This is a genomic window from Bacillus sp. FSL L8-0152 (assembly GCF_038006365.1).
GTDB classification, from domain to species: domain Bacteria; phylum Bacillota; class Bacilli; order Bacillales; family Bacillaceae_G; genus Bacillus_A; species Bacillus_A cereus.
This window is the reverse complement of sequence record NZ_JBBOVB010000001.1, coordinates 4,565,243-4,587,363: the sequence shown is the minus strand read 5'-3', so window position 1 is coordinate 4,587,363 and position 22,121 is coordinate 4,565,243. Positions and strand designations below refer to the sequence as shown.

Sequence of the window (22,121 nt, the reverse complement as noted above, 5' to 3'; positions counted from 1 at the left end):
GGATATGTTGAAAAGGATACTGTTAGTTTCAACAAGTGCTCATGATATGAATGGACACCCGACTGGTTTGTGGCTTGAAGAGCTCGCAGCTCCTTATCATTTATTTAAAAAGGCTAAGTTTGATGTTGATATTGTGTCAATAAAAGGCGGGAGAGTACCTATAGATAGAGTGTCTATTCCGAATGGTATACCTCGTGAATTCAAGCACGTAGCTTCTTTATTGCAAAATACAAGGCCGATTTCAAATGTTCATTTTTCGGATTATGATGCGGTTTTATTTGGTGGTGGGCACGGGGCGATTGTAGATTTTCCAGGTAATCCATATGTAGCAAATTTGATTGAGAATATGTATAAGAATAACCGGATTGTAGCGGCTGTTTGTCACGGAGTAAGCTCCTTAGTCGGTGTGAAAAATAAGGATGGCTCGTTTTTTGTTGCCGGTAAGCGTATAACAGGTTATACAAACGATGAAGAAAAAGCTGTACATTTAGAAAAGCGCGTTCCGTTTTTGTTAGAAAGTAAGTTGAAAGAAGAAGGAGCTTTGTTTTATGTAGCGCCTAATTTTACGCCGCATGTGGTAGTAGATGGGCATTTAATTACAGGGCAAAATCCACAGTCTAGCGTGGAAATAGGTAAGGCTATAAAAAGGGCTGTAAATAAATTATAGAAAAAGTACCCGCTACTAACAAAGGTAGTGGGTATTTTTATCCTAAAATTCCCCCTCAAAATTGGTTTGTAACCGTCCAGTTGGTGATAATGGATTCTAGTTCTCTATGTATAGTATATGAAAATGTAATAAACTAAAAAAGCATAATGAGTATAATAACTTCATTTATAATCATTCGTGAATTTGCTATACTATTTTGTATGGACAAAAGGGGAGGCTCTTTTAAATGAGAAAAGTCGCATGTGCAAATACTTATATTAATAAAATAAAGCCCGTTATTAGAAAGACGAGTTTTAGCCAATTGAAAATAGATGAAATTGCGAAATATATGGATATTAGTAAAGCTACTTTATATAAACGTTTTTCTTCGAAAGATGAAATTATTGAGGCGGTAGTAGAGGATTTTATAAATTATCTACTCGAAGGTGATGCGGACAATCAAGATGAAAGCATGTCTTTTGCAGAACGTTTCCAAAAGACGTTTATCCACTCTTTAAAATGTGTGACATATATTTCGGATGTTTTTTTGCAAGATTTGAAAGAAGCATATCCGCATTTGTCAGATCAATTAGTCGCTGCACAACAAAATCGTAATCATAATTTGCAAATGTTTTTTGAAGCGGGTATGGAACAAGGTTATTTTAATAAAATGAATGCACAATTATTTATGGTACAAGATGATGTGATGTTACGACGTATTATAGATCATTCTTTTTGTATTCAGTACGATATTACTTTAAAGAAAGCGATATTTGATTTTTATCAATTAAAGAAGTATCAACTTTTTAAACCAGAGTATATAGAAGCAATTGATGATTCTGAAATTGAAAAAGAAGTTATTGCTATTTTGCAAATGATTTCGTAAAAAAGCAGATCTCCCTTAATAGAGGGGAATCTGCTTTTTTTAGTACATAATTATTTTTGCAACTGTTTTAATACTAATTCGGCTACTGGACCACCTGAAGCTGGGTTTTGACCAGTGATAACACGATTATCTTCTAGAGCAAAAGCTTCCCAAGGCTGTGCAGCTTTTTCGTAAAGTCCTCCATTTTTAATGAGTTCATCTTCTGTTAAAAATGGAACGAATTGATCTAATTCAGCTAATTTTTCTTCTTCATTTGAAAAGCCTGTTACCTTCTTACCGCTAATTAAACGATCCCCATTACTTAATATAATATGAAATAAACCAGCAGCTCCATGACAAACGGAAGAAACAATACCGCCGTTTTCATAAATATTACGGCTAATATTTTGAAGTTCTTTATTTTCTGGGAAGTCCCAAATAACTCCGTGACCACCTGCGTAATAAATAACAGCGTAGTCTTCTGGATTCACTTCACTTGGTTTCATTGTAGAACCGAGGCGATTCATAAACTCTTTCTTTTGGTACCATTCCCAATCGATGCTCTCCGCCATTGCTAAACTATGTGGATCAATTGGTGTATAACCGCCTTGTGGACTGACGTAATCAACTTCGTAACCCGCTTCTTCTACTTTTTTTACGAAATGTACAGCTTCACCGAGCCAAAGTCCGGTAGCCCTATTTAAATTTGGGTATTTTTCTACGCTTGTTAATACAACTAACATTTTTTTCTTCATCATAATCCTCCTATAATGTCTCTTCTATATAAAAGTTCTGTATTCGTTTCATTTTATTAAGTTAAAAAATGCAAATTTGAATAATTATGCCAGTCCTCCTTATATCAGCTTCGAAATTAGTGTATAATAACTTTTGAACAAAGTAAACTAAAAAGACTTAATTAGTTTACTTTGTATGTTTTTCGTTGACAAACTGTAATGTTGAAACTATGATAGTTCCATGAATATCGAACAACATACGTGTTTCGTTTCGAATTCAATTTATCGCGCGATAAATTAGCACCATTTATACATTTAATGAAGTTGTTTAGTGGTGATACAACATTTAAATAACTTCATTTTTTTATCTATAGTTTGACAGTTTTAAAATTGCAATCAGGAGAGTGTTACACATGGGGAAAGATATAAGTAACCATTCGAAATGGTTTGTTTTTACATTATGTTTTATTGTTTTGTTAGGACCGATGAACGCTGTGTTATTTAATGTAGCGCTAGAGGATATTGCTAATGATTTATCAATTAGTCAATCGAAAGTAAGTTGGGTTGTAGTAGGGTATTCTTTAGTCGTCGGTATCGGTTCGATGATATATGGAAAACTGGCTGATCGTTACAGTGTAAAAAGGCTATTAATTATTTCTATTATCATATTTGTAGCTGGTTCTATTGTTGGGTTTGTGAATCAATCTTATGAGATTATCATTTTCGCAAGGTTAGTGCAGGCGAGCGGAGGAGCAGCGTTTATTGCGCTTAGTATGATTGCGGTGGCGAAATTAGTTGCTCCAGCTAAAAAACCGGGTGCGTTAGCAATGATTAGTTCTTCTATTGCATTAGCGGTTGGTATTGGACCTTTAGTTGGTGGGGCAATTACAAATACGTTAGGGTGGCCGTATTTATTTTTATTTATGGTTATTTCAATGGTTGGTATTTTCTTGCTCGTAAAATTTATGCCAGAAGAGGTGCAACATACCGATGAAGTGTTTCACTTTGATTTCATTGGAGCAGTTTTATTATTTGTATTGATTACGACCGTTTTATTAGGAGTGAATATTAATAGTTGGCTTTTTGTGTTATCTGTTGCTTTCTTATTTTTATTCAAGGCTCATATGAAGAGAGCAGAGTCGCCGTTTATTGATATTGAGTTGTTTACAAATAAACCATTACTGCGTTTAATAGCGGTCGGATTTATCATTAATGTGGCGTTATGTGCTAGTTTATTATTATTACCATTACTGTTAGGAAGAGGGCACGGATTGTCTCCGTTCGTTATTGGAATTGTATTGTTTGTTGCATCTCTCTTTGGTATTGTATCTAGTTTTATTACCGGAAAGATTATTCCTGCGTTTGGGAATGTGAGGATGATGTATGTAGCGTCTGTAGTTATGATCATTGGCTTTTTAATTTTAGGGATTATTCCAGACGGGAACTTACTCTTTATTTTATTTGCGGTTATTTTAACATTTATGAGTTATTCGGCAATTCAAGTATCATTAAACACATTTATTCCGAAAACATTAAATCCAGCTAAAGTTGGAGTTGGCCTTGGTTTATATAATTTAATTAACTTTTTCGGTATGGCATTCGGACCAGCTGTAGCAAGCAAAATTATGGAATCTACAAATAGTTATCGATTGAATTTTATTTTGATCGTCATTTTAATTTTTGTTCATTTCGTCTTATTAATGGGAATGTCTTCTTTTCAAAAAAAGATGGATCAATGAATATGCACTTTATATAGAAGAAACCGACTTTCTTATAGAAGGTCGGTTATTTTTCTATCTTGCAAATTATGAAAAAAAGGAGCAAAATAAAAAAGGTCCTAGTCTATACATGGGCAAATGAAAATTTTCATACAGAAGCATTTGAAGTGAGCGAACTTAAAGTGTGTAAAATATAATGATAAACATAAAAGATGATGAATGAGAAAACGGGTGATGAAGTTGAATAGAGCAATCGGTGTTATCGATTCAGGAGTTGGCGGTTTAACAGTAGCGAAGGAATTAATTCGTCAGTTGCCGAAAGAGCGTATCATATATTTAGGAGATACAGCACGTTGTCCTTATGGTCCACGTTCTCGAGAAGAAGTACGTCAATTTACGTGGGAAATGACGGAGCATTTACTAGATTTAAATATTAAAATGTTAGTTATTGCGTGTAATACAGCAACTGCAGTTGTATTAGAAGAGATGCAAAAACAATTACCAATTCCAGTAGTAGGAGTTATTCACCCAGGATCACGTACAGCTTTAAAAGTGACAAACACGTATCACGTTGGGATTATTGGAACGATTGGAACGGTGAAAAGTGGTGCATACGAAGAGGCGTTAAAGTCTATTAATAACCGTGTTATGGTAGAAAGTTTAGCTTGTCCACCTTTCGTTGAACTTGTAGAGAGTGGGAATTTCGAAAGTGAAATGGCGTATGAAGTTGTAAGAGAAACGCTGCAACCACTGAAAAGTACCGATATTGATACACTTATATTAGGGTGTACACACTATCCAATTTTAGGACCTGTTATTAAAAAAGTAATGGGAAATAAAGTACAACTAATTAGTTCTGGTGATGAAACAGCACGTGAAGTAAGTACAATCTTATATCATAGTAAAATGTTGAATGAAGGAGAAGAACAAAGCGATCATCTCTTCTTAACAACGGGAAAAATAGGCTTGTTTAAAGAAATTGCATCAAAATGGTTCGGTCAACCGATTGAAAATGTGAAGCATATTCATTTAGAAAAAGAATAATAGTAGAATTCATATAGGTGAGCTCCTGAGAAATCAGGAGCTTTTTGTTTTATCTTGCTATTTGTTGGGCAGTTAGACTCTCCACTGATTAAAGTTTCACTTTATAAGAGGCACAGCTTGTTCTAAAATGTGAAACGGCTCGTATACATAATAGTACAAACTTAGATTTTAGGGGGGAATGGCATGCCTAAATCCACTTTTAAATGGGTTGTTGGTGCTACTGTGAGCGCTGTTTTACTAACAGGGTGTGGCTTTATAAATCAGGAGAAAGCGACTGAACAAATTGATCCGCCAAAACAAGTTACGTATACAGAGGGTGGGAAGAAAGAAGTAGCTAAAAAAGATAAGCAAGGGCAAATGGTAAATAGAGAACTATACCTTGTTGATAAAAATGGTTATGTTGTACCACAAACGTTAGCTATACCTACTCCGAAAGCAAATGAGACTGTGAAGCAAACGTTAGAATACCTTGTGAAAGATGGACCGGTAACGAATTTATTACCGAATGGGTTTCGTGCAGTCATTCCGGCGAATACAACGATGACTTTAGATTTGAAAAAGGACGGGACGGCAGTTATTGATTTCTCTAAAGAAATGAAAAACTATGCGAAAGAAGAAGAGCGTCAAATCATTGAATCTATAGCGTGGACGTTGACGCAATTTACAGAGATAAAACAAGTGCAGTTCCAAATAAATGGTGAGAAATTGGCGAAGATGCCGGTTGCTGGTACACCGCTTGGTGAAGGAGTGAGCCGTGCAAATGGTATTAACTTCGATGATGAACAAGTAGCAGATGTAACGAATACAAAACCAGTCACACTGTATTTTATGGCGCAAAATAATAATAAACAGCAATACTACGTACCAGTCACACGCCGCGTTGCGGAAGGAAAAGAAAATGATTATGCAGCAATTATAGATGAACTTGTAAAAGGTCCGATTCATCAATCGCTCCTGAATGATTTTAATCCAGGCGTTAAGCTTATTACGAATCCGAAATTACAAGACGGAAATCTTACATTAAACTTTAATGAAAATATATTTGTAAACCCAGATAAAAATATGATCTCAAATTACGTATTGAAGTCGTTAGTTTTATCTTTAACAGAAAAGAAAGGTGTGAAAAATATTTCTATTGAAGTGAATGGAAAAGCAAATCTTATAGATGAAAAGGGCGGAAAGTTAATAAAACCTGTAGATCGTCCAGAAAACGTGAATACAGGTAGTTTTTAATCTTGAATAATTTGATATACTTAAGTAAGAAAGGAGAATTGCTTTTTGGGTTCTCCTTCTTTTATTGTATACATATCATACATTTAAATTTGGCTATACTAACGAGTAGTAATTAAGAGGAGGTTATTTTTATGCGAGTAGATGGTAGAGAGAAAACAGAATTACGCCATATACATATTCATACGAATTATTTAAAACATCCAGAGGGATCTGTATTAATTGAAGTTGGGGATACAAAGGTGATTTGCTCAGCGACAATTGAAGAGCGTGTCCCGCCATTTATGCGTGGAGAAGGAAAGGGCTGGGTAACAGCTGAATATGCGATGATTCCACGTGCGACAGAACAACGTACAATTAGGGAGTCAAGTAAAGGGAAAGTAACAGGACGTACAATGGAAATTCAACGTCTAATTGGACGAGCATTACGTGCGGTAGTTGATTTAGAAGCGCTTGGCGAGAGAACAGTTTGGATTGACTGTGATGTTATCCAAGCAGATGGTGGAACGAGAACAGCGTCTATTACAGGTGCATATGTAGCGATGGTATTAGCTTTCGAGAAATTATTACAAGCAGAAAAAGTATCTAAAATTCCAGTAAAAGATTATTTAGCAGCAACGTCAGTAGGAATTGTTGAAGAGCAAGGTGTTGTTTTAGATTTAAACTATGCAGAAGATTCTAAAGCAGACGTTGATATGAACGTAATTATGACTGGAAAAGGCCAATTTGTTGAAGTGCAAGGAACTGGAGAAGAAGCGACGTTTAGTAGAGCGCAGTTAAATGAACTACTTGATGCTGCGGAAAAAGGCATTTTCCAACTGATTGATATACAAAAAGAAGCTTTAGGTGACATCGTATCTCATATAGAGTAGAGGTGGAAAGTATGAAACAAGTTGTTGTAGCGACAAAAAATATGGGAAAAGTACGTGAGTTTGCTGAGTTATTTGAGCGATTTGATTTAGAAGTGAAATCATTACACGATTTTCCTCATATTGAAGAAGTCGAAGAAACTGGTGAAACATTTGAAGAAAATGCGATCTTAAAAGCGGATAGTTTGAGTAGACAGTTGAATTCTATTGTAATTGCGGATGATTCGGGTCTTATTGTAGATGCTTTAAATGGAAAACCAGGAGTGTATTCAGCGCGTTTTGCTGGTGAACCGAAAAATGACCAAGCAAATATCGATAAAGTGTTACAAGAATTAAATGGCGTTGACTTTGAAAAGCGTAAAGCTCGTTTCTATTGTGCATTAGCAGTTGCTTTCCCTGAAGGTGATAAAAAGCCTGTCATTGTAAATGGGACATGTGAAGGATTTATCTTAGAACAACGCCGCGGAGAAAATGGCTTTGGATACGATCCGATTTTTTATGTGGAAGAATACAAAAAAGCAATGGCGGAATTAAGTTCAGATGAAAAAAATGCTATTAGCCATCGTGGCCGTGCTCTTCGTAAGTTAGAAGAAAAAATCCCGGAATGGTTTTTAGGAGAATAAGGGAGAGAGAATGATGAAAGCTTTAATCGTAAGCGATAGTCATAGCTCTGTGAAGGAATTACAGCAGTTGAAAGAGAAATATGAAGGGAAAGTAGATATCATGATTCATTGCGGTGATTCAGAGCTAACGCCTGCTCATGAAGAACTGCAAGGTTTCCATGTTGTAAAAGGAAACTGTGATTATGCTAACTTTCAAGATGAAATTGTAACTGATGTAGATGGAATTCGCTTCTTAGTAGTGCATGGACATCGCCATAATGTGAAAATGACATTACAAACACTAGCGTACCATGCTGAAGAAGTGGGAGCGCAAGTTGCATGCTTCGGACATTCTCACGTATTAGGTGCGGAATTAATCGAGGGCGTTTTATTTATTAATCCAGGCAGTATTTTATTACCACGTCAGCGTGTAGAAAAGACATTTGCTTTATTAGAAATGGATGAAAATCAAATGGAAGTTCGTTTTGAAACGTTAGACGGACAACTAGTTGAACAAGCAGTTTTTAAAAGAGGATAAGAAAATTTATCCTCTTTTAAAAAAGGTGTTGACTTTATGTGTGGTTATACATATAATAAATATTGTCGATAGGGCAATGGCGCTAACGAAGAAAAGAAAATAACATATGCGGGTGTAGTTTAGTGGTAAAACAAGAGCCTTCCAAGCTCTGGTCGAGAGTTCGATTCTCTTCACCCGCTCCATGTCCCAGTAGCTCAGCCGGATAGAGCATACGCCTTCTAAGCGTACGGTCGGGAGTTCGAATCTCTCCTGGGACGCTAAAAAAACCTTTGCGGTGACGTCAAGATCCGCGATATATAAGCCTTCTAATTCGTAAGTTGAATCGTACAATGTGCGGTCACTAACGAGTTAGGAGGCTTATTTTTTTATGTCCAAAAGACGTGATTCTTTAACGATTAGTGAGGACTTATCGAATGTTTTTGGCGATAGATTGAAAAGCGATCAACGAAAGAAAGAGAACGCAGAAAATCGTTATACGTTCAATTTAACAATCGACAAAGCGCTGGAGATAATTGTGCGTCAAATGAAAGCGACAGGCTTACGTGAGCGTACGATAAATGATTATTACATACACGTTAGTCATTTTGCGAAAATAACAGACACGCACTATATAGAAGAGTTGAACGTTAATCATATTTACGAGTGGTTGTCGTCTATGAACGTTAGTAATCAAACGAAATTAACTCGTTTAAAGTGCTTAAAGGCGTTTCTAGGACGTTGCCACGATAACGGATGGATTGATATTAACTTTTGGCGAAATGTGAAGATCAAAGTGGATACGCCTGTTAAAGAAGGTGCGACAGACCGCGAAATTAATATCTTGTTATCGGTTCTTGATTTAACACGATTCTTAGATTTAAGAGATGCTACCGCTATTCTACTTATGTATCAGACGGGAATACGGGTCGGAACTTTAGCACAACTCGAACATAAACACGTCGATTTAGACGCGAAAGTATTAAGTGTTGATGGCGGCATTATTAAGAATCATGAATCGATATATCTGCCGTTTGATGACGCTCTCGCACGGTTGCTAGACGTTCTTATGAAACAAAACGAAATCATTCGCAGAGAGTACCAAGCGAAAAATGATTATCTCTTTATTACGAAGAGCGGCGGAAGTGTTTTAACTAGTCCGACGAATAACATTATATCAAAACGAATGACTAAACATGCGAAGGAATACGGGCTTAAAAATATTAATCCGCACGCCATACGTAGAGGGTTTGCGAAGAATCTTCTAAAGAAAGGTGCAAATGTTGCGCTGATATCTAAAGCGTTAGGGCATAGCGATATATCTGTTACAACACGCTATCTACATTTAGATAAAAATGAAGTAGCGGAAAGTCTAAGGAATTTCTTATAAATAAAAAGTCCCCAGCGCCAACTGGAGACTCAAAACTACACACATCTAAACTGAATACAGGACAAGCCGTATCAGTCCGATCATCTACTTTGCAGTATATCGAAAAAATTCGAAGATTGCAAGGCGTCTTTAGTAATGTCTTTTTTAGGTACTGATGCGGTAAGTCACGACATGGAAGCCGTACCAAGTCGATAAATAAAAAACGTAAAAGGGGAGCTAGACCGCTGCAAACACTAGCGCTATATAATTCAACGCATATCATTCCCCGTGCGTCGTATAGGACTAGCCGATTGCGGGCATTGTACGGCAAGGGTGGAAATACGTTGTTACTACGGTAACAGGGTGTATCGAAAGATTTACGCACTACGGGACGTTTTGTAGTGTAGAAAGTCGATATGTGCGAAAGCACAAGGACGGGGAATGCGTTACTGAAAACCTCACACAACGAGCCGACGCTAGTTGTTAACGCCTTACCTCTATTCGCATTGACGTTTATTTTTATCTCTGCGAAATAGGGGTTCAAACTGCGCCCTGCTTCCTACAACTTCCTCACCTCTGCTAGTCGATGTGTCACCGCTTGTCAATCGCATAAATTCGGTATTTAACGTCACTAGCGGAAGTGAGTTAAACATCGAAGGTCGACACAGGGCGCTACAAGAGGCGGAGGACTTACGCATGGAAAACAGGCTTACTATAAGACGATACGCCAATAAAGGCGAAGACATAGGCACAACATTAAACAGAACCGCAATATTAGCTAAAAAAGAAGTGGAAGATTATTACACTGGAATATGCGATAATAATAATAAATATATAACGAGGATCAAGGCGCACTACATACCGTTGATCGAACAACTGACCATAGATAATTGGTATCGTATAAACAATGAAACACAATTTATCGAGGATTGCTTCCGTAAGATAGAATATGCGGTCAGAACGTTCGATGTAGGTCGAGGGGATTTCGATAATCGAGTAAAATGGCTATTATATCAGAGCGTACGACATTATTGCGGAAGTAGAGGAAAGAAGCGAGATGTTTTAAAGCTGATAGGAGATATTAGCGTATTGGAAACACTAGGGCGGTGCGTAGAGGATACAGAAGAAAAAGCAATCTATAATGTAATAACTAACAAAGAGACTTGCGCAAGTTTATACAAAAATATATGCAAAAAGGAAATAGATTTCATTGTACTAGATACTATGATACATACGGCGGAGAATTACGGTAAGGTTACGGAGGCTGAAATCTCTAGAGCATTATCGAAAAAGACTGGACGCTCGTTTGATAGCGCTAGAAATATGATAAGAAGCTTTAAGAGGAGACTGCGTAAAAGGAACGTCAGAAGGGAGAATATAGCATGAAAAATAATCGTAAAGTAACGTACCTAATCGTATTCGCATTTTTATTTATGTCCGCAGCGAAGGCATTCGGTAATCTATACGTAGCAGCGTTCGGCGTAGCGTTTGGGCTTTCGGTGGGTTTGGCGTGTTTAACCGACATCATATTGAGAAGAAGAGGTAAAGATACTCGCAAGTGATCGGATTAATAATTTTAATGTGTGAATGAAAGTGGGGTAATTATGAACGAAGATAAAGTAACTCTAATCATGATAGCGGTTTTGACAGTAGCTTTAATTTTCGTAGGAATCTCGTATAAATTTAATAGCCTAGTCGTTGACATTATCGCCGTACTATTCTTATTGATATCTACTGCGATAGGTGCAGCGATTCTAACAGAACGTAGGCGACGTAAGAAGAGTGAAAGATAAGTGAAGATTTTACGCGAAGAAAAAGAAAATAAAATTAGGAGATAAACAGTAAAGAGGTTTAGTGATTTTATCGCCTTCCCTCTTTACTTATTAATTTGGTTCTATTTATGATGAGGTACGTACATTCATAAGAAGCGTACCGTTTTGATGTTCTTTCATGCTCTTCCAAAATTCTTTCATGGCATTACTGTATTTTCCAAATGATATTTTATCAACATCTAACACTCGTTCCAAATTTGTTGTACGATATAAGTCCATTAAACGAGTGCTATTTACTTTTTTAAAGTATTGAGGATATGCCTCATATAAGTTGGTAGCGGAGTGACCACTTCCATGCTTATAAGTATTGGAGAGTAGATTGCATTCTCGAATCATTTTCCAAATGTCAGTTTCTACTATAAGTTCTTCATCGCCAAAAGGATTAGTAAATGTTAGTTTTAATGCGGTGAATAAGTCAGTTAATTTACCGAAATTATTGAAAAAGTTATCATATGCATTCTTATTTTTATTGTCAACATGGGTAAATTGAACTTGATTAATATATTCATTAAAATGATGAGTCATCGCTTCATACAACCACTTCCTTAGTTGTTGTTCGAAAACTTGATATAGATTGCTTAGAGACATTAATTCGAATTGATAATGCATTAGAAATTGTTCATCAAGCCGTTCATATACATATTCACGAATTGAGTCTGCATAATCACCGTAATCAAAGTAATCTGGGTCAATGTAATTAAAATCGATTAGTACATTTTCAGCTTCTTTCACCAATTCAGCTTCTACTTCATCTGTACGAGTATTTAATCGTTCATATACTGCTTTAAATGTATAGTCGTGTGTGTCTTTCAATACGTCATAAATCCGTATGTATTGATCTTTTGTAAAAGTATTAAGATAGAATTCAAAGTTTAAGTTTCTTTTTACAGTGACATAATCTTTAAGTTTGTTACTATGTTTCCCCAAACTCCCACAACCTTTTTTGATAATTATTAATCTTGTTCAACTACATTAAAGTATTTTATCGTGTTTTGTAATTCTCGAATTTTTAATATAAGCTTCAAACTCATTATAATAAATGTCTATTTCTTTAATTTTCCCTTCCTTAATGAATTGACTCATACGAGTATATGTAATGCTTAATGAGCGAACTGCATGTTCATTTTAAAAAGGAAGTTCCAAAACATAAGAGTTCACTACTCTTCGTATTTGATTTTTTCTTGCATTAGTTAACTGACGCAGTTGATTATATAAAGCTATAGGCATAGCATACAATCTTACATTCCCTTCACTAGTATACTCCTTTGCTTCGATAAGTCCTCGGTCACAAAAATCATCAATAACCAAGTTATAGTCTTTCCATAAATTACATGTCAGGGAGTTAAATTCTTCCCACCTTTTTATGCGCTCTATAGTCTCTGTTTCCATCCATCGGGATCCGAACTTCCTAGTTTCAGTATCAAGCATAAATCCTAACATGAGTATTTCTCTTGTAGTCAATTCGTTTGATGTTATTATCTCTTCTAAAGAAATGGGATTTGTTACTTGAGGTTCTAGTGATGGTTGTATTGCCGTTTCAATTACAGTTCCAACCTCTACCCCATTACCAATTCTTTTATATTCTACTACTTTCCTGTACAAGTGATCCCTTATTCTGTCTATATCATAAGGAGAGTAAATCCCTTTTTGTCCATATTCTCGCCTATACTCATCCACTCTTCCAACTTCTACTAAATCAGTAGTTCTTGGAATATCTTTTTCAACAAAGTAAACCATAACTTCTTTTCCCTGCTCAATAAAAATATTAATTTCTTCAAGCGTACCAGATGAGTGGTTAAAGGTAGGAGTCCCAAGTTTTGTCCAGAAAACCCCCATAAGGATATCGCATTTATTCACCATTTGTTCATTTATGATTTGCTGCGGATCATGACCACGGTAGGTAGGTACAACATCTTCCTCCCAACGACTGGGTAGAAGAACGACATTCATTTGTTCAGCATATTGAATATTCCATTTAAAGATAGCGGTTTCAATTTCGTTACGCTCTTGTTCTACATCTGATGGTGAAGCAATTAATACACGTAATACATCTGCTTTAAAACTCATTTTATCGACCTCACTCTATAATTAATAAAATCTTTATAATATATTCCAATTTTACCATCTATACAGTGAATCAAAAAGAGAGTTTTTTATCATCGTCTAATCGAGATAATACTGGTCGGCCTATGTTAAACATAGTGCGTTCGTCCGCATCAAGATATTAATCTTATTTCTGTATTAGAATGTAGCGCAACAAACCGATTTACAAATATTTGTAACGGAATGTAGGATCATCCATCGATTTAATCGGAATATGAATCGTAAAAGTGTAGTCAAATGTAGCGTAATGAAGTGGAATGTAAACTATGCGCGTATTTGAAGTAAAGTAACCGAATCCCTTGCGGCCCTAGGCGTTAGACGCACGTGGATTGGCGTAAGTGCGTTTGCAGGGGTTTACAATTTAGCGAGAAATTTTCGTGTGAATTACGGTAAATTAACGTTGAGTTATCGCCTTTATATTAGCTGGAAAGGCCGAGAGAAAGACCGATCTCAAAAACCAGGGGGTGCAGCGAGACAAGCTTCATGATAAATAAAAAGACCGACCAAAAGCGGCCGATCCTTCACGCATTATAATACGAATTCATTTAAACTATTTTCGATTTCTTCGCTAGTAATTCCGATATATGTCAATGTAACTTGCGGGTGTGAGTGGTTTAATATCGTTTGAAGTTTCGCAACGTCCTTCGTTTGCTTATAGAACCAGTAACCGAACGTTTTTCTCATCGTATGAGTTCCGATGCTTTCCACTTCTGCGAATTCAGCGGCTTTTTGTAACTGTCGATATGCCTGCGTTGTCGTGATCGGCTTATCACCTTTTCTTGACGGAAATAACCATTCACTATCGTTAGCCTTCGCATAGGCTTGTACTTCTTCGTATATGTTTAATAGATTAACTTCACGGACTTTCTTTGTTTTTCCCTCTGAAACCTTTACGATCTTTCTACGAATAACATCCGATGTTTTCAACTTCAAAAGATCTCCGACACGTAATCCCGTATTAATACCGATAAGGAATAATATGTAATCTCTTTCCGAACAATGACGTTTCAAAGCCCACTTCATATCCTCTATTTGTTCTTTACTGCGGATCGGCTGCACGTCCTTAAGTTGATTCATGTTATTTCCTCCTATTATAAACCCTCTATTTATAAGGTTTTGAATGTACGTTTTTTTAATTTGTTTATAGAATATCACCGAATCACGTTCGCGTCAACAATGACAACGATATGAATGTACGTTTTTATCTAAATTCATACATTCGACCAAGACCGCAACTTATACGAAGATAGGCCGATATATGTTCCCGAATAACCAGGCCGTAAAATCATATGGAACCAGGCCCGCATATCATCCGACCAACAGGCCACCATCTATTGACAACAGCCCGATACTATATCCCGTTATACAATGGCCCGACATATGGAGCCATAAGAGGATGCGTAGTACGTCGTATATGTATACGAATACAATCGTAATAGAAAGCGAATAGAAGGTATTCTCGAAGCAACTGGAAAGCCTATCGCTATCAGATCGCAGACTATCATATGTAATCAAGTGGGCTATAACACTACACGGTATCATGGCTGCGGCTGGTGTATCACATCGTGTCATCGTTGTTGGTTGCTGCTGCCACGATCTTTCTTCGTTCATTCTTTTTTCTTCTTATTTATATTATCGAAAAGGAATTGCAATTGAATCGTTTGTTTGATCAGAAAGGATTCAAAGATCATTCGTTTGTTGTTGCGAGTTCTTTCTATTATAGAAACGTTTGATCAATCGTAATTGATTTCGTTTTGTCGAAACGTTTGTCAATCGCATTACATTTCGTTTGATTCTTTTTGTTGTTTAAATCTGCGTTGAATTTCGAGATAGAAAAAAGCGATCTTGTTTGTGAGTCGTTGCCACAGATAATTTTCATTGAATCGAAGTGATCGGATTACGACACGGCGTTCCCACTTTTCGAAATCGATAAAACCCCCATCGGCCTGTCAATATCCTCAGCAGCAATCCCAAAAGTATACTAAATTTCATTTTGAAACTCGGGTAGTTAAATCACGCACCAACTGTCGCAGCCTATCGCCAATCCTTTGCTTATCCTTCGTTGAACAATCATATAAAATTTTCGCAGCAATTTTCGAAAACCAATGCCCAGGATCGGACGAAACTGCGCCTATGTTTTTGTAGGCGAGAATAATCGCATATTGAATCAACCAGAAACGCATATGTAATGGCGTATATGTTCAAGAGGGCGGCAGCTATTATTTATAAGTTCTACACACTCTTATTAACATCATTATCTTATGCGTGAATCCTATAACGAGAATACGTTAGTATTCGAAGTTATCTTACGAAGTAAGACAAGATATAACTATCGTTATATCAATCTACTTAAAAGATAAATCTCGTTATAAATATAAATCTTTTTACCATGAAAATATGTGTAATTTTTATAGAGCCAAATACGGACTTTAACCCAATCACATATGAAAATAAGTGTGTTTTCTGTATGAAAATATGTGTAACGCACTTATCGAATGTAAATCCAAGGGGGAAATAATATGAGTGTGGACATTATAAAGCACTTGATCGAAGGAGACACGCTAAAGGCGGTCAATGATGAAATTCAATTCACTAAAGATCAACTAGACGAAACTGCAAAGGATATAACTGCACGATATAAGAAAAAGGGTGAAGGTCAACCGCTATATGATAAGTCGGTGAAGATTCCGAAGAAGGAAAAGCCCGAAAACGAATCGGTAACAAGCGAAGGTAATAACGAGCCAAAAGACAAGCACCCGCTAACATTCATTAAAATGCCTATGAATCTTCGATATTATTCGTACATGATCGATTACGGCATTAAAGATTCTGCGATTCTAATGTATGAAATGATTATCGATTTCTATAACAAGGAAAAAAGATGCGCTTTTCCATCTCAATATACACTAGCGATGCACACAGGCAAGTCGGTTCGTTCCGTCGTTTCTACGTTAAAAGCGCTTCGTGAAGTCGGTTTAATCGAAGTTAGAAAGCGCAGCGGTGGTTCAAATAACGAATACAGACCGCTATTGCCATTACCGCCAGAAGAATTATTTAAGCGGTATCCTAGGGCATTAAAAAGACTCATCGAGCACAATGCGAAGGTTTCCGCACTAAGAGAGCGTGATTATGAAAGAAAGCAAGAAAAGAAAGACTCTGGTGAATGGAAATAAAAATTTCATGAAATCAGCCGATTCAAATACACGTGTCGCACCTATTAATACAGAAAAACGAAATAGAGCCAATGAAATGAAAGTACAAAAATTTGGAGGCGATCAAAATGCAACATAATAAAAAACAATGCACGTACTGTAAAAAATCGAAGGATCTCGATCAGTTCCACCACTGCGAAGGAAATCCCGATGGATTACAATATCGCTGCAAACCGTGCAACAACCACACGAAGAACACAAACAGGCGTGTTTTAATCGTTCCCTTGGAAATCGGTGGCGAAACGATAGACCATCGATATTGCAAAGACTGCGAAGAATTGAAACCGCTCGATAGGTTTAATAGAAATGGTCGTGGCGGAAAGAAGACGCTATGCAAACCATGTGATCGATTGAAGCAGCGGAAATCAAGGGCGGTAAAAAGGGCGCTCATTGCAGCCAATACAACAAAATCATAAAAAAATATAGAAATATGCGTGTTTTGCGGAAATTCGACAGTGGTTAGAAATACATATGTATTGAAGAGCAATACATACGAAAGGAAGCGATATAATGCACGATAAAAAATATCATCTAACAGGCGATAAACTACGACTGATAAGGGCCTTCGCCAATATAAAACAAAAGCAACTGGCGGAATTATTAGGGATTGAAAGCAGATCAATATCAACCTGGGAAACTGGGAGATTTAACCCAACTGCGGAAAGTGCTGCGAAGGTCGTCAGCTTCGTTGGAGAGCGAAATTTTCAGCGTATAGAGGCGATTTTGTCCGATCTCAACAACGTGGAAATGATGGACGAACTACGATTAAAAGTTAATAACAAACTATAAAACAAGCGGAGGAAAGGGTGCGTGCAATGAATAAAGTCGGAGTATCAAAGCCGCTAATAGTTGCGAATATCCATCGAGTAGAAAATAAGTACGATTATCTTGTAACTCTTCTATATGAAAATGGACAGTTATTGGCGCAGACAATCACACCAATCTATCAACCCGAAGATATCGCACATAAGTTACGTGAGGTAGTATGCGTTAACTGCGATCGTGAAACTACGTTCGACACATGGACAAGCTGCGATCTTGTGTATACGCAGATGTTAGCCGAGTCAGACATATTATGCGAATTACGACCAGAAAGTGACACGGTGGAAACCACGCGAGCCATCACAGATCCAATCGTATTATCTGCGCTTAGCGATCTCTATCACATTGAAGGTGATAAAGTGTACGTTAAAAGCCAGGCAAAGTGGGAACTTATTTTAATAAAGATTTTAAATAAGGTAACAGATTTCTTAAACGGAATCACAAATAAACTAAACTAACGGGGGAATTTTAATAATGAAAGCACTAGCAAACTGGGAACTAATCCAAAAATGGGAAGTACAAGCAGACAAGGCCAATGAAATGAAAGCACGATACGCTCAAAAGATAGAAGATGCGAAAGCCGTTGTACGTGAAGCAACAGTGAAATACGAAATGATCCTTCGTCAAGAGTTTGAGGGCCAGGACGTAGCAGCAGAAAAGGAAAAGGCGTTATCTGATATTGAAAAAGCGAAAGCAGCCGTTCAAGTTGCAGAGGAAGAAGAGAACAAAGCATTCAAGTATGCTAACGAGCATCTACACGGAAAAATCACGATACATGATCTCGTAAAAGATTTTCGTTCGAATGTTGCACCGCAGATTCAAAAAGAAGAATTGCAGCCAATCATTGACCGAGCAGACAAAGCACTATTCGAATATTACGAAGCATTAGCGGAATTTTATCAGAAGAGAGAAACGGTACGACATACGGTTGAATGGTTAAATGAGCGAGGCAGAAAAGCGAAACCATATGCAGGATCAACGCAAAATCCGATGAATGTGCGATACATGCCGAAGCCGACCAACAAAGTATTAAAACAGGTCGAGGACTATCGATACGTTCCGAAAGGCTATGCGGCGGCTGAATTAACGTTAAGTAATACGAAGTAACAAGCGAGAGCGGAATCAGATGAAAATATAACTAAATAACGACATTTGGCGCTATCCAATACGGGTAGCGTCTTTTTTTGTTGTTTATAAATCGAAAGGGAGAGGATCGGAAATGTCAGCAAATGCGGGTGAAGTGCGGGCGAAACTAACGTTAGACAATACGCAGTTCCGACAGGGAATGCAGCAAGCGCAACAACAAATGCAGCAAATGGACAAGGGGGCACAAAGTGCAGCGAAAGGCGTTTCGATGTTGAACGTGGCATCGGCAGCAGCGGGTGTCGCGGTAGTAGCTTCCGTAGGTGCCTCCGTTAAAGCTGCGGCAAACTTCGAACAATCAATGGCGAAAGTAAAGGCGATTTCTGGTGCGACGGATACCGAATTCGCCGCGCTTTCCGCTACTGCAAAAGAGATGGGAGCAACGACTCAATATTCTGCGTCACAGGCTGCGGACGGTTTGGCCTTCCTGTCATTAGCGGGATTCAAGGCACAAGATAGTATCGATTCGATTCCATCTGTTTTAAACCTGGCGGCCGCTGGTGCGTTAGATCTAGGAACCGCAGCCGATATCGCATCGAATATCATGACTGGGTTCGGACTATCAGCGAAGGACACGGGATTCGCAACGGACGTGCTAGCAAAGACGTTCACGACTGCGAATACGGATATGAATCAGTTAGGAATGGCGATGAAATATGTTGCGCCAGTAGCAAATGCACTGGGCTGGGATATTACCGATGCAGCAACGGCCGTGGCGAAGATGTCCGACGCAGGTATTCAAGGTTCGCAAGCAGGTACGTCACTACGTGCGGCACTGTTATCGCTAGCGAATCCGACAGGCCAAACGGAAAAGGCGTTCGAAAAGTTAGGAATTTCAGTAACAGATGCAAATGGACAGTTCAAACCATTACCAGAATTGATCGGTCATATCAGTTCGAAAATGGAAGGAATGACAGAAACACAAAAGACCGTAACGGCGGCCCAGTTAGTCGGAACCGAAGCGTCAGCAGGTTTCCTGGCATTACTAGCGCAAGGACAACCAGCATTAGAGAAATATAAAAAATCACTAGAAGAATCTGGCGGAACTGCGCAGAGAGTAGCGGAAACAATGCAAAATACGCTATTAGGTGCATGGAATCAAGTCACGTCAGCGGCCGAAGGTTTAGCGATTAACCTAGGACAAGCGCTACTTCCTGCGTTCACTTCGGTAGCACAAGGAGCGGCAGTATTAATCGGTGAACTAGCGAAGTTAGATCCTGCATTTTTAGCGGGGGGACTAGCGGCAGCAGCCTTCGCATCTGGCGCGATGTTAGTTGCTAATAACATGTCGAAGGTTATTGGAGCAGTTAAATTGCTAGGCACTACGTTGTTAACGAATCCTGCTACGGCGTGGATAGCTGGTGTTTCGCTGGCAATTGGGGCATTAACAACGGTATTAATGAAAGCATCTGGTTCTACGCGTGAATACAAAGAAGTATCGCTTGACGCTTACAGATCAATTGGTGAGCAAGCAGAAACGATGAATAATCTCGCTAATAGATATGATGAGTTAAAAGGTAAAATCAAACTAAGTACCGATGAATTACTGCGATACAAAGATCTACAAAACGAAATTGCAAAAGCCGAAGAGGGCGACAGTAAACAAAAAATGATCGCAGAGTACGAGCAGTTAGGTCAAAAAGCGGGCGTAACTAAAGAGGAAATGGACGAATACTTATCGGTCAATTCCGAGATTATCGCAAAAGCACCTGCTACGGCGACAGCGTTCGATAGCAAAGGAAATGCAATCGTTAAGACTGCCGATGAAGCACGTAAGCTATCTGAATCATACAAGGAAATGCAACGCATCGAATTAGAGTTGCAACAAACGCAACTTATGATTAATCAGAAAAAAGATCTCGAAGACATGGTCGAGGCATCGAAGAACTATCAAGAGTCGCTAAAAGAGCGCGGGAATCTAGAAAAGGCGCAAGCCGAAGCCCAATCTCGCTACGATAGTATGCGTAAACAACACCAAGACGCTATCAATCGCGGAGATGAAAAAGGGATCGAGAATACATTGAAGTTATTAGATAATCGCAGAAATACATTAATGAATGCTAACGCGGAACTGGCCGCAAACAAGGCAGCAGGTACAGAACTACGTGGTCATTTGAATTCTGCGCAACAAAAGTTACAAATGAGCGAAAGAACTACGGATCTAATAGTGCAAGAACAACTAGCATCAGTAGGTGTAACCGCAGCGACAAAAGATGCAGTATCGGCGATTCAAGAGAAGTTAAATGCGGAACAGAACGTCGTAAAAGAACTCGAAGCCCAAAAAGATGCGGCTGGCGGATTAACTGACGAGCAACAAAAGACATTAGACGCAGCTTCGAAAAACGTTGATAAGTTAAACGAAGCGAAAGACGCAATAAACAACGCTAAATCTAATCAAGACATGTATAAGCAAGGTTTCGAAGATACATTAGAAGTTATCGAGGATATGAACGACGGTCTCGAAAAACCTGCCGATAAGAAAGTAAAGACGAATCTAGACGAAGAGAAGAAAAAGGCGGAAGAACTTCACGAAAAGTCCGAAAAACCTGCGACAAAGAAGACAAACGGTGATAACAGTCATGTAAACGCTGAAATCGATAAGACAGACGCAAAAGCAAAGAAAGAAAATACGAAGAAAACAAAAGGTGATAACTCGCATGTTAACGGGGAAATCGATAAAACCGATAAGAAAGCGCAGAAGGAAAACACAAAGAAGACGAAGGGTGATAACAGTCATGTGAATTCCGAAATCGATAAAACCGACAACAAGGCGAAGAAAGAAAACACGAAGAAGACAAAGGGCGATAATAGTCATGCGAATTCTGAAATTGATAAGACAGATCAAAAAGGTAAACAGGAAGTAACGAAGCCGTTGCAAATGGACGCATCGCAAGCTAAAGCACGTCTTGACGAAGTTAAACGAGAGGCACAGAAATCGGAAACAAAGAGCGTATTCGTTAACATCTATGAGTCGGTTAAACGTACAGTGACGAGCGCCTTCGGTGGTGGTTCCGAAAAGCGCCATAACGGCGGCACGCTGGGGAATATCGTGGGTAGGCCGAAATACCACAACGGTGGAACACCGAGAGGCCAGCGACAACCAAACCAGGCGAAGTTTGACGAAGTAGACGTTCGATTGCGCGATGATGAAATGGTGTTAACGCAAGCGCAACAAAAGAACCTATTTAACATGGTTCGAACGTTCAATTCTGCTACTGCTGCGCAATTGGCGAAGGTTAATGAAGGCGGCGGAAATGGTGGAAGACAAATCGTCAATAACTTTAACATTGCGGAATTGCATGTCCGTGAAGAAGCAGACGTCGAGAAGGTGGCGAAAGAGTTAAAGACAATGGAGCGTACGAAAGATCGCGCACGCGGTATATAGTAACGAAGATTGGCGGGAGGATTCTCGCTTTTC

The 22,121-nt window shown here is 38.3% G+C and carries 24 protein-coding genes and 2 tRNA genes; 21 read left to right on the top strand and 5 right to left on the bottom strand.

What is annotated here, in order from left to right:
* Positions 1-4: 4 nt before the first annotated feature.
* Both MHH27_RS23125 and MHH27_RS23120 read left to right on the top strand, forming a co-directional pair.
* On the top strand, positions 5-667 hold the full coding sequence (locus MHH27_RS23125) for a type 1 glutamine amidotransferase domain-containing protein (RefSeq protein ID WP_090976983.1): 663 nt from the start codon (positions 5-7) through the stop codon (positions 665-667).
* A 226-nt stretch (positions 668-893) separates the two neighbouring features.
* Entirely contained in the window at positions 894-1,532 is a 639-nt protein-coding gene (locus MHH27_RS23120) for a TetR/AcrR family transcriptional regulator (RefSeq protein WP_065229399.1), read from the top strand.
* 50 nt (positions 1,533-1,582) lie between these two features.
* On the opposite strand, the gene MHH27_RS23115 is transcribed toward MHH27_RS23120, so the two are convergent.
* A complete protein-coding gene (locus tag MHH27_RS23115; RefSeq protein ID WP_097925182.1) occupies positions 1,583-2,266 on the bottom strand; it encodes a type 1 glutamine amidotransferase domain-containing protein in 684 nt (227 codons plus the stop codon).
* A 392-nt stretch (positions 2,267-2,658) separates the two neighbouring features.
* On the opposite strand from MHH27_RS23115, the gene MHH27_RS23110 reads away from it, so the two are divergent.
* From MHH27_RS23110 to MHH27_RS23055, 12 genes are all read left to right on the top strand, one after another.
* The gene (locus MHH27_RS23110; protein WP_335466988.1) at positions 2,659-3,984 is read left to right on the top strand and encodes an MFS transporter; all 1,326 of its coding nucleotides are present in this window, start codon (positions 2,659-2,661) and stop codon (positions 3,982-3,984) included.
* A 213-nt stretch (positions 3,985-4,197) separates the two neighbouring features.
* Positions 4,198-5,007, top strand: a complete 810-nt coding sequence (gene racE, locus MHH27_RS23105) for a glutamate racemase (RefSeq protein ID WP_016512279.1) — start codon at positions 4,198-4,200, stop codon at positions 5,005-5,007.
* A 183-nt stretch (positions 5,008-5,190) separates the two neighbouring features.
* Positions 5,191-6,240 carry a spore germination protein GerM gene (gene gerM / locus MHH27_RS23100; protein ID WP_001126743.1) on the top strand — a complete coding sequence of 350 codons (1,050 nt, stop codon included), beginning with the start codon at positions 5,191-5,193 and terminating at the stop codon, positions 6,238-6,240.
* Positions 6,241-6,371: 131 nt separating this feature from the next.
* Positions 6,372-7,109: a ribonuclease PH gene (gene rph, locus MHH27_RS23095; protein ID WP_001261762.1), complete on the top strand. Its 738-nt coding sequence runs from the start codon at positions 6,372-6,374 to the stop codon at positions 7,107-7,109.
* Between the two features lie 11 nt (positions 7,110-7,120).
* Positions 7,121-7,729 carry an XTP/dITP diphosphatase gene (locus MHH27_RS23090; RefSeq protein ID WP_000815949.1) on the top strand — a complete coding sequence of 203 codons (609 nt, stop codon included), beginning with the start codon at positions 7,121-7,123 and terminating at the stop codon, positions 7,727-7,729.
* A gap of 13 nt (positions 7,730-7,742) precedes the next feature.
* Complete coding sequence (locus MHH27_RS23085) at positions 7,743-8,246, top strand: metallophosphoesterase (protein WP_000645488.1); 504 nt, start codon at positions 7,743-7,745, stop codon at positions 8,244-8,246.
* A gap of 108 nt (positions 8,247-8,354) precedes the next feature.
* Positions 8,355-8,428, top strand: a tRNA-Gly gene (locus MHH27_RS23080).
* 1 nt (position 8,429) lies between these two features.
* Positions 8,430-8,503, top strand: a tRNA-Arg gene (locus tag MHH27_RS23075).
* A 110-nt stretch (positions 8,504-8,613) separates the two neighbouring features.
* Entirely contained in the window at positions 8,614-9,612 is a 999-nt protein-coding gene (locus MHH27_RS23070; protein WP_340944176.1) for a tyrosine-type recombinase/integrase, read from the top strand.
* A gap of 675 nt (positions 9,613-10,287) precedes the next feature.
* The gene (locus tag MHH27_RS23065) at positions 10,288-10,977 is read left to right on the top strand and encodes a hypothetical protein (protein ID WP_340944174.1); all 690 of its coding nucleotides are present in this window, start codon (positions 10,288-10,290) and stop codon (positions 10,975-10,977) included.
* Entirely contained in the window at positions 10,974-11,153 is a 180-nt protein-coding gene (locus MHH27_RS23060; RefSeq protein WP_270704939.1) for a hypothetical protein, read from the top strand. The genes MHH27_RS23065 and MHH27_RS23060 overlap by 4 nt, the downstream gene beginning before the upstream one ends.
* 39 nt (positions 11,154-11,192) lie before the next feature.
* Positions 11,193-11,384, top strand: coding sequence for a hypothetical protein (locus MHH27_RS23055; RefSeq protein ID WP_042514527.1), 192 nt, complete (start codon positions 11,193-11,195; stop codon positions 11,382-11,384).
* Positions 11,385-11,489: 105 nt separating this feature from the next.
* Here the strand turns inward: MHH27_RS23055 and MHH27_RS23050 are convergent, their stop codons facing one another.
* The 3 genes from MHH27_RS23050 to MHH27_RS23040 all read right to left on the bottom strand — a co-directional run bounded on the left by MHH27_RS23050 (position 11,490) and on the right by MHH27_RS23040 (position 14,603).
* The gene (locus MHH27_RS23050) at positions 11,490-12,350 is read right to left on the bottom strand and encodes a hypothetical protein (RefSeq protein WP_340944170.1); all 861 of its coding nucleotides are present in this window, start codon (positions 12,348-12,350) and stop codon (positions 11,490-11,492) included.
* Between the two features lie 198 nt (positions 12,351-12,548).
* A complete protein-coding gene (locus MHH27_RS23045) occupies positions 12,549-13,490 on the bottom strand; it encodes a hypothetical protein (protein WP_098649178.1) in 942 nt (313 codons plus the stop codon).
* Positions 13,491-14,054: 564 nt separating this feature from the next.
* On the bottom strand, positions 14,055-14,603 hold the full coding sequence (locus MHH27_RS23040) for a tyrosine-type recombinase/integrase (RefSeq protein ID WP_042514528.1): 549 nt from the start codon (positions 14,601-14,603) through the stop codon (positions 14,055-14,057).
* Positions 14,604-15,066: 463 nt separating this feature from the next.
* On the opposite strand from MHH27_RS23040, the gene MHH27_RS23035 reads away from it, so the two are divergent.
* Positions 15,067-15,195, top strand: a complete 129-nt coding sequence (locus tag MHH27_RS23035) for a hypothetical protein (protein ID WP_340944165.1) — start codon at positions 15,067-15,069, stop codon at positions 15,193-15,195.
* A gap of 48 nt (positions 15,196-15,243) precedes the next feature.
* Here the strand turns inward: MHH27_RS23035 and MHH27_RS23030 are convergent, their stop codons facing one another.
* On the bottom strand, positions 15,244-15,405 hold the full coding sequence (locus tag MHH27_RS23030) for a hypothetical protein (RefSeq protein ID WP_340944162.1): 162 nt from the start codon (positions 15,403-15,405) through the stop codon (positions 15,244-15,246).
* Positions 15,406-16,069: 664 nt separating this feature from the next.
* On the opposite strand from MHH27_RS23030, the gene MHH27_RS23025 reads away from it, so the two are divergent.
* From MHH27_RS23025 to MHH27_RS23000, 6 genes are all read left to right on the top strand, one after another.
* The gene (locus tag MHH27_RS23025) at positions 16,070-16,699 is read left to right on the top strand and encodes a helix-turn-helix domain-containing protein (RefSeq protein ID WP_340944159.1); all 630 of its coding nucleotides are present in this window, start codon (positions 16,070-16,072) and stop codon (positions 16,697-16,699) included.
* Positions 16,700-16,806: 107 nt separating this feature from the next.
* Positions 16,807-17,154, top strand: a complete 348-nt coding sequence (locus tag MHH27_RS23020; RefSeq protein ID WP_340944157.1) for a hypothetical protein — start codon at positions 16,807-16,809, stop codon at positions 17,152-17,154.
* A 94-nt stretch (positions 17,155-17,248) separates the two neighbouring features.
* A complete protein-coding gene (locus MHH27_RS23015; RefSeq protein ID WP_193410273.1) occupies positions 17,249-17,527 on the top strand; it encodes a helix-turn-helix domain-containing protein in 279 nt (92 codons plus the stop codon).
* A gap of 26 nt (positions 17,528-17,553) precedes the next feature.
* Entirely contained in the window at positions 17,554-18,018 is a 465-nt protein-coding gene (locus MHH27_RS23010; RefSeq protein WP_340944151.1) for a hypothetical protein, read from the top strand.
* A gap of 16 nt (positions 18,019-18,034) precedes the next feature.
* Positions 18,035-18,667 (top strand): hypothetical protein, encoded by a 633-nt coding sequence (locus MHH27_RS23005; protein ID WP_340944149.1) that lies wholly within the window; start codon positions 18,035-18,037, stop codon positions 18,665-18,667.
* 112 nt (positions 18,668-18,779) lie between these two features.
* Positions 18,780-22,088, top strand: a complete 3,309-nt coding sequence (locus tag MHH27_RS23000) for a phage tail tape measure protein (RefSeq protein ID WP_340944147.1) — start codon at positions 18,780-18,782, stop codon at positions 22,086-22,088.
* Positions 22,089-22,121 lie beyond the last annotated feature (33 nt).

Excerpts from the sequence above, each read along its gene's own strand:
- MHH27_RS23125 (WP_090976983.1), top strand. The coding sequence starts at position 5 with ATGTTGAAAAGGATACTGTTAGTTTCAACAAGTGCTCATGATATGAAT.
- MHH27_RS23120 (WP_065229399.1), top strand. The coding sequence starts at position 894 with ATGAGAAAAGTCGCATGTGCAAATACTTATATTAATAAAATAAAGCCC.
- MHH27_RS23115 (WP_097925182.1), bottom strand. The coding sequence starts at position 2,266 with ATGAAGAAAAAAATGTTAGTTGTATTAACAAGCGTAGAAAAATACCCA.
- MHH27_RS23110 (WP_335466988.1), top strand. The coding sequence starts at position 2,659 with ATGGGGAAAGATATAAGTAACCATTCGAAATGGTTTGTTTTTACATTA.
- racE (WP_016512279.1), top strand. The coding sequence starts at position 4,198 with ATGAAGTTGAATAGAGCAATCGGTGTTATCGATTCAGGAGTTGGCGGT.
- gerM (WP_001126743.1), top strand. The coding sequence starts at position 5,191 with ATGCCTAAATCCACTTTTAAATGGGTTGTTGGTGCTACTGTGAGCGCT.
- rph (WP_001261762.1), top strand. The coding sequence starts at position 6,372 with ATGCGAGTAGATGGTAGAGAGAAAACAGAATTACGCCATATACATATT.
- MHH27_RS23090 (WP_000815949.1), top strand. The coding sequence starts at position 7,121 with ATGAAACAAGTTGTTGTAGCGACAAAAAATATGGGAAAAGTACGTGAG.
- MHH27_RS23085 (WP_000645488.1), top strand. The coding sequence starts at position 7,743 with ATGAAAGCTTTAATCGTAAGCGATAGTCATAGCTCTGTGAAGGAATTA.
- MHH27_RS23070 (WP_340944176.1), top strand. The coding sequence starts at position 8,614 with ATGTCCAAAAGACGTGATTCTTTAACGATTAGTGAGGACTTATCGAAT.
- MHH27_RS23065 (WP_340944174.1), top strand. The coding sequence starts at position 10,288 with ATGGAAAACAGGCTTACTATAAGACGATACGCCAATAAAGGCGAAGAC.
- MHH27_RS23060 (WP_270704939.1), top strand. The coding sequence starts at position 10,974 with ATGAAAAATAATCGTAAAGTAACGTACCTAATCGTATTCGCATTTTTA.
- MHH27_RS23045 (WP_098649178.1), bottom strand. The coding sequence starts at position 13,490 with ATGAGTTTTAAAGCAGATGTATTACGTGTATTAATTGCTTCACCATCA.
- MHH27_RS23040 (WP_042514528.1), bottom strand. The coding sequence starts at position 14,603 with ATGAATCAACTTAAGGACGTGCAGCCGATCCGCAGTAAAGAACAAATA.
- MHH27_RS23035 (WP_340944165.1), top strand. The coding sequence starts at position 15,067 with ATGGCTGCGGCTGGTGTATCACATCGTGTCATCGTTGTTGGTTGCTGC.
- MHH27_RS23030 (WP_340944162.1), bottom strand. The coding sequence starts at position 15,405 with ATGAAAATTATCTGTGGCAACGACTCACAAACAAGATCGCTTTTTTCT.
- MHH27_RS23020 (WP_340944157.1), top strand. The coding sequence starts at position 16,807 with ATGCAACATAATAAAAAACAATGCACGTACTGTAAAAAATCGAAGGAT.
- MHH27_RS23015 (WP_193410273.1), top strand. The coding sequence starts at position 17,249 with ATGCACGATAAAAAATATCATCTAACAGGCGATAAACTACGACTGATA.
- MHH27_RS23010 (WP_340944151.1), top strand. The coding sequence starts at position 17,554 with ATGAATAAAGTCGGAGTATCAAAGCCGCTAATAGTTGCGAATATCCAT.
- MHH27_RS23005 (WP_340944149.1), top strand. The coding sequence starts at position 18,035 with ATGAAAGCACTAGCAAACTGGGAACTAATCCAAAAATGGGAAGTACAA.
- MHH27_RS23000 (WP_340944147.1), top strand. The coding sequence starts at position 18,780 with ATGTCAGCAAATGCGGGTGAAGTGCGGGCGAAACTAACGTTAGACAAT.